At 72.3% G+C, this 12,780-nt stretch carries 11 protein-coding genes; 6 read left to right on the forward strand and 5 right to left on the reverse strand.

All coding sequences use genetic code 11. From position 1 onward, the window contains the following. On the reverse strand, window positions 1–1,226 hold a 1,226-nt coding region (locus ACIQKA_RS25285), incomplete at its 3' end, for a homocysteine S-methyltransferase family protein (RefSeq protein WP_402542462.1). Between the two features lie 243 nt (window positions 1,227–1,469). Here ACIQKA_RS25285 and ACIQKA_RS25290 point away from each other — a divergent pair. From ACIQKA_RS25290 to ACIQKA_RS25315, 6 genes are all read left to right on the forward strand, one after another. Next, a complete protein-coding gene (locus ACIQKA_RS25290) occupies window positions 1,470–2,234 on the forward strand; it encodes an IclR family transcriptional regulator (protein ID WP_366377797.1) in 765 nt (254 codons plus the stop codon). A 287-nt stretch (window positions 2,235–2,521) separates the two neighbouring features. Further along, window positions 2,522–3,280 carry an MIP/aquaporin family protein gene (locus tag ACIQKA_RS25295; RefSeq protein ID WP_383155010.1) on the forward strand — a complete coding sequence of 253 codons (759 nt, stop codon included), beginning with the start codon at window positions 2,522–2,524 and terminating at the stop codon, window positions 3,278–3,280. A 35-nt stretch (window positions 3,281–3,315) separates the two neighbouring features. Further along, window positions 3,316–4,851 carry a glycerol kinase GlpK gene (gene glpK, locus ACIQKA_RS25300; protein WP_383155013.1) on the forward strand — a complete coding sequence of 512 codons (1,536 nt, stop codon included), beginning with the start codon at window positions 3,316–3,318 and terminating at the stop codon, window positions 4,849–4,851. A gap of 27 nt (window positions 4,852–4,878) precedes the next feature. Further along, window positions 4,879–6,483 (forward strand): FAD-dependent oxidoreductase, encoded by a 1,605-nt coding sequence (locus ACIQKA_RS25305; protein WP_383438259.1) that lies wholly within the window; start codon window positions 4,879–4,881, stop codon window positions 6,481–6,483. 101 nt (window positions 6,484–6,584) lie between these two features. Next, window positions 6,585–7,646 carry an LLM class flavin-dependent oxidoreductase gene (locus ACIQKA_RS25310; protein WP_383155018.1) on the forward strand — a complete coding sequence of 354 codons (1,062 nt, stop codon included), beginning with the start codon at window positions 6,585–6,587 and terminating at the stop codon, window positions 7,644–7,646. A 141-nt stretch (window positions 7,647–7,787) separates the two neighbouring features. Further along, complete coding sequence (locus ACIQKA_RS25315; RefSeq protein ID WP_402542464.1) at window positions 7,788–9,014, forward strand: PAC2 family protein; 1,227 nt, start codon at window positions 7,788–7,790, stop codon at window positions 9,012–9,014. A gap of 77 nt (window positions 9,015–9,091) precedes the next feature. On the opposite strand, the gene mshC is transcribed toward ACIQKA_RS25315, so the two are convergent. The 4 genes from mshC to ACIQKA_RS25335 form a co-directional block, all read right to left on the reverse strand. Further along, window positions 9,092–10,321: a cysteine--1-D-myo-inosityl 2-amino-2-deoxy-alpha-D-glucopyranoside ligase gene (gene mshC / locus ACIQKA_RS25320; protein ID WP_383155022.1), complete on the reverse strand. Its 1,230-nt coding sequence runs from the start codon at window positions 10,319–10,321 to the stop codon at window positions 9,092–9,094. A gap of 204 nt (window positions 10,322–10,525) precedes the next feature. Then, complete coding sequence (locus ACIQKA_RS25325) at window positions 10,526–11,332, reverse strand: SCO1664 family protein (RefSeq protein ID WP_402542466.1); 807 nt, start codon at window positions 11,330–11,332, stop codon at window positions 10,526–10,528. Next, window positions 11,329–11,919: a DUF3090 domain-containing protein gene (locus ACIQKA_RS25330; RefSeq protein ID WP_383438251.1), complete on the reverse strand. Its 591-nt coding sequence runs from the start codon at window positions 11,917–11,919 to the stop codon at window positions 11,329–11,331. Before ACIQKA_RS25330 ends, ACIQKA_RS25325 begins: the two co-directional genes overlap by 4 nt. Window positions 11,920–11,985: 66 nt before the next feature. After that, a complete protein-coding gene (locus tag ACIQKA_RS25335; protein WP_383155029.1) occupies window positions 11,986–12,675 on the reverse strand; it encodes a histidine phosphatase family protein in 690 nt (229 codons plus the stop codon). Window positions 12,676–12,780: the final 105 nt, after the last annotated feature.

Here is a 12,780-nt window from a genome sequence, read left to right on the forward strand (position 1 = left end):
GCCACGCCGTCCCGGCCGACGTAGTCCACGCACAGATCCAGCATGTGCGCGCCCTCACGGATCTGGTCCCGCGCCATCTCCACACAGTCGTCCCACCGGGCCTCCAGCATCGCCTCACGGAACTTCTTGGAACCGTTCGCGTTCGTCCGCTCACCAATCGCCATGTACGACGTGTCCTGCCGGAACGGCACCGTCTGGTAGAGCGAGGCGGCACCGGGCTCGGGACGGGGTTCGCGGGCGCCGGGGGTGAGGTCCCGGACCCGCTCGACGACCTGGCGCAGGTGCTCCGGGGTCGTACCGCAGCAGCCGCCGATGAGGGAGAGGCCGTAGTCCCGGACGAAGGTCTCCTGGGCGTCGGCCAGCTCGGCCGGCGACAGGGGGTAGTGGGCGCCGTCGGAGGTCAGGACCGGCAGGCCCGCGTTGGGCATGCAGGAGAGCGGGATGCGGGAGTGGCGGGCGAGGTAGCGCAGGTGCTCGCTCATCTCGGCGGGGCCGGTGGCGCAGTTCAGGCCGATCATGTCGATGCCGAGCGGCTCCAGGGCCGTCAGGGCGGCGCCGATCTCCGAGCCGAGGAGCATGGTGCCGGTGGTCTCGACGGTGACGGACACGATCAGCGGCACGTCGGCGCCCAGGGCGTCCAGGGCGCGGCGGGCGCCGATCACGGAGGCCTTGGTCTGGAGGAGGTCCTGGGTGGTCTCCACGAGCAGCGCGTCGGCACCGCCGGCGAGCAGGCCCTCGGCGTTCTGCTGGTAGGCGTCGCGCAGGAGGGTGTACGGGGCGTGGCCCAGGGTCGGCAGCTTGGTGCCGGGGCCGATCGAGCCGAGGACCCAGCGCTGGCGGCCGGTGGAGGCGGTGAACTCGTCGGCGACCTCGCGGGCGATCCGGGCACCGGCCTCGGAGAGCTCGTGGACGCGCTCGGGGATGTCGTACTCGCCCAGGGCCGCGTGGTTGGCGCCGAAGGTGTTGGTCTCGACGCAGTCGACGCCGACGGAGAAGTACTCCTCGTGCACCGAACGGACGATGTCGGGCCGGGTGACGTTCAGGATCTCGTTGCAGCCTTCGAGGTTCTGGAAGTCCTCGAGCGTGGGGTCCTGGGCCTGGAGCATGGTTCCCATGGCTCCGTCGGCGACCACCACGCGGGTCGCGAGGGCCTCGCGGAGGGCGGCGGCTCGGTTCCGGTCGTCTCCGGAGGCGGAGGCGGCGGAAGGGGACGGCAACGGGGCCATGGGCGATCTCCCTGGGATGCGACGGCTGTCGGCTTTGCGCCCTCGGTGGAGGGTGCACGGAGTCAGCGTAACCGCGCGGGGGCCGGGGTGGACACGGTGTCCCACGAGACGGACGGCATCCTTTGTCCGGGGACTCCCGGTCCTGCCCCTCCTTGACCGACACTGTGGGATGTGACGCAAGGTCGGCATCGACCGATAGTGTTCAGCATTGTCGAACAGTGTGAGAGGGATAGGGGCCGGGCGATGGCGAAGAACATCCAGTCGCTTGAAAGAGCGGCGGCCATGCTGCGACTGCTCGCGGGCGGCGAGCGCCGGCTCGGCCTTTCGGACATCGCGTCCTCGCTCGGGCTCGCCAAGGGAACGGCCCACGGGATCCTGCGGACCCTCCAGGCGGAGGGCTTCGTGGAACAGGAGGCGGCCTCGGGCCGCTATCAGCTGGGCGCGGAACTGCTGCGGCTCGGCAACAGCTACCTGGACGTGCACGAGCTGCGGGCGCGGGCCCTGGTCTGGACGGACGATCTGGCCCGGTCCAGCGGCGAGAGCGTGCACCTGGGGGTGCTGCACCAGCGGGGCGTGCTGATCGTGCACCACGTCTTCCGGCCGGACGACAGCCGCCAGGTCCTGGAGGTGGGGGCCATGCAGCCGCTGCACTCCACGGCCCTGGGCAAGGTCCTCTCGGCGTACGACCCGGTGGCGCACAGCGAGGTGCTGGAGGTCGAGCGGGAGGCGCTCACGCCCCGGACGACGACGGAGCTCGGGGACTTCGAGACGCTGCTCGACACGGTGCGGGCCCGGGGCTGGGCGGCGGACGTGGAGGAGACCTGGGAGGGCGTGGCGTCGGTGGCGGCGCCGATCCACGACCGGCGGCGGATGCCGGTGGGGGCGGTGGCGGTGACGGGCGCCGTGGAGCGGCTCTGCCCGGACGGCGAGCTGCGGCCGGAGCTGGTGGCGGCGGTGCGGGACTGCGCCCGCGCGGTCTCCCGGGACCTGGGGGCCGGCCGCTTCTGAGGTCTCCGGGGCGCCCCGCCCCGTACCCCTCCGCCCTCTGTCGACACCCCCCAACCCGCCGGTAACGATCGCGTTATCGGCGGGTTTTTCACTTCCCGGACCCTTGACGCGCTGTTAACCCGGGGGCAAAACTTCCGTTCACCGGTCGGCATTGTCGAACACCTAACGGCAATACGCGTTAGGGTGTGGCAGTGCCAAGGGCCGGAAACGCCCTCAACACGAGGGTGCGGACCATCGGAGGGACCCGTGGTTCGCCTTCCCCTGGACGAAGGACAAAGGAGTCGCGGGTGTCCAGCTCCGACATCTTCCTCGGCGAGACCATCGGTACCGCCGTACTCATCCTGCTCGGCGGCGGCGTGTGCGCCGCCGTCACGCTCAAGAGCTCCAAAGCCCGCGGCGCGGGCTGGCTCGCGATCACCTTCGGGTGGGGCTTCGCCGTCATGACGGCCGTCTACATGACGGCTTCCCTCTCCGGCGCCCACCTGAACCCCGCCGTCACGGTCGGAATCGCGATCAAGGACGGGGCCTGGGGCGACGTGCCCGTCTACTTCGCCGGTCAGATGATCGGCGCGATGATCGGCGCGGCGCTGGTCTGGGTGGCCTACTACGGCCAGTTCCAGGCCCACCTCACGGACCCGGAGACCATCGGCGAGAAGCCGATCGAGGGCCCCGGCCCGGTGCTCGGCGTCTTCTCCACGGGCCCCGAGATCCGCAACACCTGGCAGAACCTGGCCACCGAGGTCATCGGCACCGTCGTGCTCGTGCTCGCCGTGCTCACCCAGGGCCTCAACGACAGCGGCAAGGGCCTCGGCGTCATAGGCGCCCTGATCACCGCCTTCGTCGTGGTCTCCATCGGCCTCTCGCTCGGCGGCCCGACCGGCTACGCCATCAACCCGGCCCGCGACCTCGGCCCGCGCATCGTGCACTCCCTGCTGCCGCTGCCGAACAAGGGCGGCTCCGACTGGAGCTACGCCTGGATCCCGGTCGCCGGTCCGCTGATCGGTGGCGCCCTCGCCGCGGGTATCTACACCCTCGCGTTCGCCTGAGCCGTCCTTCTTCCAGACCTCCCTTGGAGCACACCGTGACCGACTCCCACACCTCCGGCCCCTTCATCGCCGCGATCGACCAGGGCACCACCTCCTCCCGCTGCATCGTCTTCGACAAGGACGGCCGGATCGTCTCCGTCGACCAGAAGGAGCACGAGCAGATCTTCCCGAAGCCGGGCTGGGTGGAGCACGACGCCGCCGAGATCTGGACCAACGTCCAGGAGGTCGTCGCCGGCGCCCTGGAGAAGGCGGAGATCACCGCCGCCGACGTCAAGGCCATCGGCATCACCAACCAGCGCGAGACCACGCTGCTGTGGGACAGGAACACCGGCGAGCCGGTCCACAACGCCCTCGTCTGGCAGGACACCCGCACCGACGCCCTCTGCCGGGAGCTCGGCCGCAACGTCGGCCAGGACCGCTTCCGCCGCGAGACCGGCCTCCCCCTCGCCTCGTACTTCTCCGGTCCGAAGGTCCGCTGGCTGCTCGACAACGTCGAGGGGCTGCGCGAGCGCGCCGAGCGCGGCGACATCCTCTTCGGCACCATGGACTCCTGGGTCATCTGGAACCTGACCGGCGGCGTCGACGGCGGCGTGCACGTCACCGACGTCACCAACGCCTCCCGCACCATGCTGATGAACCTCCACGAGATGGCCTGGGACGAGCGCATCCTCCAGTCCATGGAGGTCCCGGCGGCCGTGCTGCCGGAGATCCGCTCCTCCGCCGAGGTGTACGGCACGGTCAAGGGCGGCGTCCTCGACGGCGTCCCGGTCGCCTCCGCGCTCGGCGACCAGCAGGCCGCCCTGTTCGGCCAGACGTGTTTCGCCGAGGGCGAGGCCAAGTCCACGTACGGCACCGGCACCTTCATGCTGATGAACACCGGCGAGAAGATCATCAACTCCTACAGCGGCCTGCTGACCACGGTCGGCTACCGGATCGGCGACGAGAAGCCGGTCTACGCCCTGGAGGGCTCGATCGCCGTCACCGGCTCCCTGGTGCAGTGGATGCGCGACCAGATGGGCCTGATCAAGTCCGCCGCCGAGATCGAGACCCTCGCGTCCTCGGTCGAGGACAACGGCGGCGCCTACTTCGTCCCGGCCTTCTCCGGCCTGTTCGCCCCGTACTGGCGCTCCGACGCGCGCGGTGTCATCGCCGGTCTCACCCGGTACGTCACCAAGGCGCACATCGCCCGCGCCGTCCTGGAGGCCACCGCCTGGCAGACCCGCGAGATCACCGACGCCATGACGAAGGACTCCGGCGTCGAGCTGACCGCGCTCAAGGTCGACGGCGGCATGACCTCCAACAACCTGCTGATGCAGACCCTCTCGGACTTCCTGGACGCGCCCGTCGTGCGCCCCATGGTCGCCGAGACCACCTGCCTCGGCGCCGCCTACGCCGCCGGCCTGGCCGTCGGCTTCTGGCCCGACACCGACGCGCTGCGCGCCAACTGGCGCCGCGCCGCCGAATGGACCCCCCGCATGGACGCCGACAAGCGCGACCGCGAGTACAAGAGCTGGCTGAAGGCCGTCGAGCGCTCCATGGGCTGGCTCGAAGACGAATCCGACGAGCAGTAAGAGCGAGCAGTAAGAGGAGTAAGCGACATGACCACCCTGCAGAGCGTCCCCGCCCTGGGGACGCGCCCGGCTGCCGGTTCCCTGCCGAGCCGCGCCGAGACCCGGGAACAGCTCTCCAAGGCGACGTACGACCTCCTGGTGATCGGCGGCGGCATCCTGGGCATCTCCACCGCCTGGCACGCCGCGCAGTCGGGCCTGCGGGTGGCCTTGGTGGACGCCGGCGACTTCGCCGGCGCCACCTCCTCCGCCTCCTCGAAGCTGCTCCACGGCGGTCTGCGCTACCTGCAGACCGGTGCGGTGAAGCTGGTGGCGGAGAACCACTTCGAGCGGCGCGCGGTCTCCCGCCAGGTGGCCCCGCACCTCGCCAATCCGCTCACCTTCTACCTGCCCGTCTACAAGGGCGGCCCGCACGGCGCGGCCAAGCTGGGCGCCGGCGTCTTCGCGTACTCCGCGCTCTCGGCGTTCGGCGACGGCGTCGGCCACCTGCTCTCCCCGGCCAAGGCCGCGCAGGACGTGCCGGAGCTGCGGACCGAGGACCTGAAGGCCGTGGCCGTCTACGGCGACGACCAGATGAACGACGCCCGGATGGCGCTGATGACGGTCCGCGCCGCGGTCGACGCCGGTGCCACCGTCCTCAACCACGCCGAGGTCACCGGTCTGCGCTTCACCCGCGGCCGGGTCACCGGCGCCGAGCTCAAGGACCGCACCAGCGGCGACGAGTTCGGCGTGAACGCCCGTCTGGTCCTGAACGCGACCGGCCCGTGGGTCGACCACCTGCGGAAGATGGAGGACCCGAACGCGGCCCCCTCCATCCGCCTCTCCAAGGGCGCGCACCTGGTCCTGAAGCGGACCTCGCCGTGGAAGGCCGCGCTCGCCACCCCGATCGACAAGTACCGCATCACCTTCGCCCTCCCCTGGGAGGACATGCTGCTGCTCGGCACCACCGACGAGGAGTACGAGGGCGACCCCGGCCAGGTCGAGGTCACCGAGAAGGACACCGCCCAGATCCTGGACGAGGCCGCCTTCTCCATCCGCGACCAGCAGCTGTCGCGCGACCTCATCACCTACGCCTTCGCCGGGCTGCGGGTGCTCCCCGGCGGCCCCGGCGACACCTCCAAGGCCAAGCGCGAGACGGTCGTGACCGAGGGCCGCGGCGGGATGCTGTCGGTGGCCGGCGGCAAGTGGACGACCTTCCGCCACATCGGCCGCACGGTCATGAAGAAGCTGGAGCAGCTGCCCGGCCACCCGCTGGGCGAGGATTACGAGCCGGTGTCGGCACTGCCGAAGCGGCTGCCGCTGCCCGGCATAGCCAACCCGAACGCGGTCGCCCACCGGCTGCTCGTCGACGGCCCGGCGCCCGGTCCGCGCATGGCCGCCGACACCGCCAAGCACCTGGCGACCCACTACGGCTCGCTCTCCTTCGAGATCGCCCGCATGGCGAACGAGAACCCGGAGCTCGCCCGCCGTATTCACCCGGACGCGCCGGAGATCTGGGCGCAGGTCGCCTACGCCCGCGACCACGAGTGGGCCGAGACGGCCGACGACGTGCTGCGCCGCCGCACGACGCTGACCATCCGCGGCCTGGCGACGGACGAGGTCCGCGCCGGGGTCGAGTCGATGCTGGGCAAGTAACCCGCCTGTTTCCAGGGGCGGTTCCTCCTCGGGGGGACCGCCCCTTCGGCGTGCCACACTCCGTCCACACGCCCGCAACACTCCGCGCGCAGAGTTGAAGCATGAAGTTTCAGGTGCTCACGATCGTCCCCCACTCCCCTCACCCGCTCACCGGCGAACTGCCGTCCGCCGCCGACCGGTTGGAGCAGGTCGTCACGCTCGGCGAGACCGCCGAGCGGCTGGGCTTCGACGCGTACGCGGTCGGCGAGCGGCACGCGGGCCCGTTCCTCTCCTCGGCCCCGACCGTTCTGCTCGCCGCGCTCGCCGCCCGCACCACCCGGATCCGGCTCCTCACCGGCGTGACCGTGGTCGCGATCCTGGACCCGGTCCGGGTCGCCGAGGACTACGCCACCCTCGACCAGCTCTCCCGGGGCCGGCTCGAACTCGTCGTCGGCAAGGGCGCGGAGGCCGGCCACTTCGACCTCTTCGGCCTGGACGAGGAGCGGCAGTGGGACCTCCAGAAGGAGAAGTACGAGCTGCTCCGCCGGCTCTGGACCGAGGAGGGCGTCGACTGGGAGGGCGAGTTCCGGCCCGCCCTGAAGAACGTGACCACGGTCCCGCGCCCGTACGCCGGTCCGCCCCGGATCTGGCACGGCTCGGCCACCAGCCTCAACTCCCCCGAGCTCGCGGCCAGGCACGGCGACCCGCTCTTCACCGCCAACGCGATCCAGCCCCGCGAGGCGTACGCGAGGCTCATCGCCCACTACCGCGAGAAGTTCGAGGAGTACGGGCACGACCCGGCCCACGCGCGCGTGGCGGCCGGTTCCGGCGGGCTGCTCATCGCCGACACCCCCGAGCAGGCGGTCGCCCGCTACAAGGACCTCTACGAGGCGAAGGTCAGGCAGAGCTTCCGGCCGCACCTGGAGGGGAAGGCCGGCTACAACACCCCGTTCCGCACGATCGAGGACGCCGTGGCGGACGGGCCCCAGCTGATCGGCTCGCCGCAGCAGATCATCGACAAGATCCTCGGCTACCACGAGCACTACGGGCACGACCTCCAGTCCGTCACGGTCGACGCCTTCGGGCAGTCGACGGCCGAGCAGGCCGAGACGCTCCAGCGCTTCGCCGAGGAGATCGCGCCGGTGGTCCGGAGGGAGGCGCCCAGCACCCTCTGGGAGGAGTGACCCCGCCGTGTGCGGGGGCGAGTTCCTGGGTAGTCGATCAAGGCCGCACGGGTTTTCGGGGATGTCCGGGGGCTGCGGACGGACCGCCGGAAAGCCGTAAGGTTGGTCCGTACGACAGGAACTTCGAGAAGGAGGCGCTGGGTGATCGAGCTCGAGGGGGTGCCCGAGCTGATCGACCCGGTCATGGTGGCCGCGTTCGAGGGCTGGAACGACGCCGGGGACGCCGCCTCCACCGCGGTCGCGCATCTGGACCGGGAGTGGAAGGGCGAGGTGTTCGCGGCGCTCGACGCCGAGGACTACTACGACTTCCAGGTGAACCGGCCCACGGTCTTCCTGGACAACGGCGTGCGGAAGATCACCTGGCCGACGACCAGACTCTCCGTGGTCCGGGTGGGCGGCGACAAGCCCCGTGACCTGGTGCTCGTGCGCGGGATCGAGCCCTCGATGCGCTGGCGCTCCTTCTGCAACGAGCTGCTCGCCTTCGCGCACGAGCTGGGCGTGGAGATGGTGGTGATCCTGGGCGCGCTGCTCGGCGACACCCCGCACACCCGGCCGGTCCCGGTCAGCGGAGTGACCTCCGACCCGGACCTGGCGCGCACGATGGACCTGGAGGAGACCCGGTACGAGGGCCCGACGGGCATCGTGGGCATCCTCCAGGAGGCGTGCACGCACGCGGGCGTGCCGGCCGTGAGCCTGTGGGCGGCGGTGCCGCACTACGTGTCGCAGCCGCCGAACCCGAAGGCGACGCTGGCCCTGCTGAACCGCCTGGAGGACCTGATCGGGCTGCGCATCCCGCTGGGCGAGCTGCCCGAGGACGCGCGGGCCTGGCAGGTGGGCGTGGACCAGCTGGCGGCCGAGGACAGCGAGGTCGCCGAGTACGTGCAGACCCTGGAGGAGGCGCGGGACACCGCGGAGCTCCCGGAGGCGTCGGGCGAGGCGATCGCCCGCGAGTTCGAGCGGTACCTGCGGCGGCGCGAGCCGGGCACGGGGCCCGGTCCGGGGGTGGCGACGGAGGGCGGGGACTCCCCGTTCCTGCGCGACCCGGGCAGCGGTCGCACCCGCCCGCCGAAGCCGGAGCAGCCGGGACCGGAGTCGGTGCCGGGCACTGAGTCGGTTCCGGAAGCGGAGTCGGTACCGGAAGCGGGTGCGGAGCCGGAAACCGAGGTGGACGCGCCGGAAGGCGGGTCCGTTCCGGACGGGGGCACCACGGGCGAGAACCCTTCCGGCAAGAACCCGCCCGGCGAGAACCCGTCCGGCGAGAGCCCGTCCGGCGGCGAGGGTCCGTCCGACGGTCGTCCGGACTCCGGCGGCCCGGACGGCGAAGAGCCGGAGAACGGCGAGGGCCCGGGCGACGACTCCGGCAAGTGACGAGCGACGAGCGGTGAGGGAGGGGCGCCCGGTTCCGGGCGCCCCTCCCTCGTGTCGTGCGCGAGTCCTCCGGCGTCCTACAGCGCGACGCCCAGGAGCGCGTCGACCGTGCGGGAGACGAGGCCGGGGGCGGAGTCGTCGGTGCCGCCTCCGGACTCCTGGAGCGCGGCCCAGCGGTCGACCGCGACGAGCGCGGCCGGCGCGTCGAGGTCGTCGGCGAGGGCCTCGCGGACCTCCTCGACGAGGGCGTCGGCGGACGGCCCGTCGGGGCGGGAGACGGCGGCGCGCCAGCGTCCGAGGCGCTCCACGGCGTCCTGGAGGACCTGGTCGGTCCACTCCCAGTCGGCGCGGTAGTGGTGGGAGAGCAGCGCGAGACGGATCGCGGCCGGGTCGACGCCGTCGCGGCGCAGCTTCGAGACGAAGACCAGGTTGCCCCTGGACTTGGACATCTTCTCGCCGTCGAGGCCGACCATGCCGGCGTGGACGTACGCCTTGGCCATCGGGAACTCGCCGGTGAGGGTCTGGGCGTGCGAGGCGCCCATCTCGTGGTGCGGGAAGATCAGGTCGGATCCGCCGCCCTGCACGTCGAAGCCCATGCCGAGGTGGTCGAGGGCGATGGCGACGCACTCGATGTGCCAGCCGGGGCGGCCCGCGCCGAGGCTGCCGCCGTCCCAGCTCGGCTCGCCCTCGCGGGCGGCCATCCAGAGCATGGGGTCGAGCGGGTTCTTCTTGCCGGGGCGCTCGGGGTCGCCGCCGCGCTCGGCGGAGAGGTGGCGCATCAGCTCGGTGTCGTAGTTCGAGACCCGGCCGAAGTGCGGGTCGGCGTCGACGGAGAAGTAGATGTCGCCGTCGAGCTCGTAGGCGGCGCCGGAGTCCCGCAGGCGCTCGACGAGCGGGACGATGCCCGGTATGGCCTCGACCGCACCGATGTAGTGCTGCGGGGGGAGCATCCGCAGGGCCGTCATGTCCTCGCGGAAGAGGGCGGTCTCGCGCTCGGCGAGGCCGACCCAGTCGACGCCGTCGCGGATCGCGCGCTCCAGGAGGGGGTCGTCCACGTCCGTCACGTTCTGGACGTAGTGAACCTGCCGCTTGGTGTCGAGCCACACGCGCTGAACGAGGTCGAACGCGTTGTAGGTCGCCGCGTGACCCATGTGGGTCGCGTCGTACGGGGTGATGCCGCAGACGTAGATGCGGGCGACGGGGCCGGGGGCGAGGGTGACTCGTCCGCCGGTCGCGGTGTCGTGGATCCGGAGGTCGCGGCCCTTGCCGGGAAGGGCGGGGACCTCAGAAGCGGGCCAGGCATGCATGACCCGAGCGTAACCGGACAGGTGTTCCGGATACGAACCGGATCCGGGATCTTGACCGATTAGGCGGTCTTGCGGGGCGGATGCGCACGTGCGTGCCCTTGGCAGGCGCCTGCGGCGTCGCCCGGCTTGGCCGAAACCTTTCGGTCGAACGCCTGGGGCGCCGGAGTCCCACGGGCCCTGGAGCGGCTCCCGGGACGGCCGTTCTCAGACGGGCGGCCAGGGGATGGCGGGCCACTGCCCCGAGGGCTCGGGGTGGCGTCCGCCCGCCCGCAGGGCCGCCACGCGGGAGCGCACCGCCGCCACCTCGGCGCCGGTGAGCAGTTCGGCCAGTCGGGTGGCGAGCGGCGCTCCGGGCGCCAGGGACCGGTCGAGGCGGTCGAGGACCTCGACCGCCTCGGCGGGCAGTTCCTCGCCCGCCCATCCCCACAGCAGGGTGCGCAGCTTGTCCTCGACGTGGAAGGTGACCCCGTGGTCGATGCCGTAGAGGTGTCCGCCCGGGGCCGGCAGCAGGTGCCCGCCCTTGCGGTCGCCGTTGTTGACGACGGCGTCCAGGACGGCGAGCCGCCGCAGCGCGGGGGTGTCGGCGTGCACGAGGAGGGCGGTGCGGCCCTCGCCGACCTCGGCCTCCCCGACGGCCTTCCAGCCCTCTCCCGGCTCCCCGTCCTCGGTGAGGGCCAGGAGCCGCGCCTCGGGGTCGGCCTCGATCCAGAGCTGGACCATGCCCTCCCCGTACGGGCCGTCGCGCAGGACCGTCGGCGGGACCAGACCCCAGCCGGTGGCCTCGGAGACCTCGTACGCGGCGACCTCGCGCCGGGCGAGGTTGCCGTCGGGGAAGTCCCACAGCGGCCGCTCCCCCGCGACCGGCTTGTAGACGCAGGCGGCCTCCCGCCCCTCGTACGCGACGGAGCAGTAGAGGACGGCGTTGGAGGCCTCGCGGATCCGGCCGCGCACGGTCAGCTCACCGCGGGCGAGCAGTTCGGCGCCCGGCAGGGTCTGGGGGCTGCTGCTCATGCTCCGCGGCGGTATCCGTTCTGGCGGGGGCAGACGTGTCCCTCGGGGTCGAGCGGCAGGCTGCACAGCGGGCACGGCGGGCGGCCGGCGTTGACGACGTCCAGGGCGCGCTTGGCGAAGGCCCGGGCCTGGGCGCCGGTGAGGCGGACCCGGAGCATCGGCGGGCCGTTCTCCTCGTCCTGGAGCAGCCGCTCCTCGGCCTCGGCGAGGTCCTCCTCGGAGTCCGCGTCGAGCTCCACGAGGGCCTGCGCCTCGACGATCATGCGCTGTTCCTCGCCGTCCCAGGCGAGCGCCATGGTGCCGACCCGGAACTCCTCCTCGACGGGCACGTCGAGGGGGGCGGTGTCCGCGATCTCGGCGGGGGCGACGGCGGGCACGGGCGCGTTGCCGCCGGTGCGCCGGACGACCTCGTCGAGGAGTTCGTCGATGCGCTCGGCGAGGGCGGCGACCTGCATCTTCTCCAGGGCGACGCTGGTGACCCGGCCGCCGGCGGACGCCTGGAGGAAGAACGTACGGCGGCCAGGCAGCCCGACCGTGCCGGCCACGAAACGCTCCGGTGGGTCGTAGAGGAACACCTGACGGGACACGTTCCCGGCTCCTTGCGTCTCGACGGTCTTGCTACGGCGGCGCGTCCACCCTACTGCGCGAAGGGATCACGGTGCGCCCGCACCGCCACCGACCTCGGCCGTCCCGCCGTCCCCGGGGCGCTCGCGGGGGGCGAATCCGGCGAAGTCCCCCGTGTCGCCGAGCCGGAGGAGGAAGGGGCGCAGCCGCGTGTAGCGGATGACGGTGACCGAGCAGGGGTCGACCTGGACGCGCTGGAAGAGGTCGAGGTGGAGGCCGAGGGCGTCGGCCACGAGCGACTTGACGATGTCGCCGTGGGAGCACATGAGGTAGCAGGCGTCCTCGCCGTGCTCGGCCTCGATCCGCGCGTTCCAGTCGCGCACGGCCTCGACGGCGCGGTTCTGCATGGCGCGCATGGACTCGCCGCCGGGGAAGGCGGCGGCGGAGGCGTGCGCCTGGACGACCTCCATCAGGGGCTCGTCGTTGAGCTCGGCGAGCTTGCGGCCCGACCAGTCGCCGTAGTCGCACTCGTTGATCCGGTCCTCGACGTGGAGCGGGAGGTCCGGGCGGGCGTCGAGGAGGGGCCGCAGGGTCTCCCGGCAGCGCTGGAGGGGGCTGGAGACGGCGGCGGCGAGCGGGACGTCCGCGAGGCGTCCGGGGAGGGCGGCGGCCTGCGCGGCCCCGCGCTCGTCGAGCGCGATCCCGGGCGTGCGCCCGGCGAGGAGCCCGGAGGTGTTGGCGGTGGAGCGTCCGTGCCGGACGAGGATCAACGTGGCCATGGCGGCCAGCCTAGGCGGTGCCCGGCGCGGGCCCGTCCCCTCCGGGGCCGTCGCACGCACGCGTGCGGAGGTGCGGATGTCGGCGGAGGCGCTGGGCGCCCGTCG

The organism is Streptomyces sp. NPDC092045, from assembly GCF_044756005.1.
Taxonomy (GTDB): Bacteria; Actinomycetota; Actinomycetes; order Streptomycetales; family Streptomycetaceae; genus Streptomyces.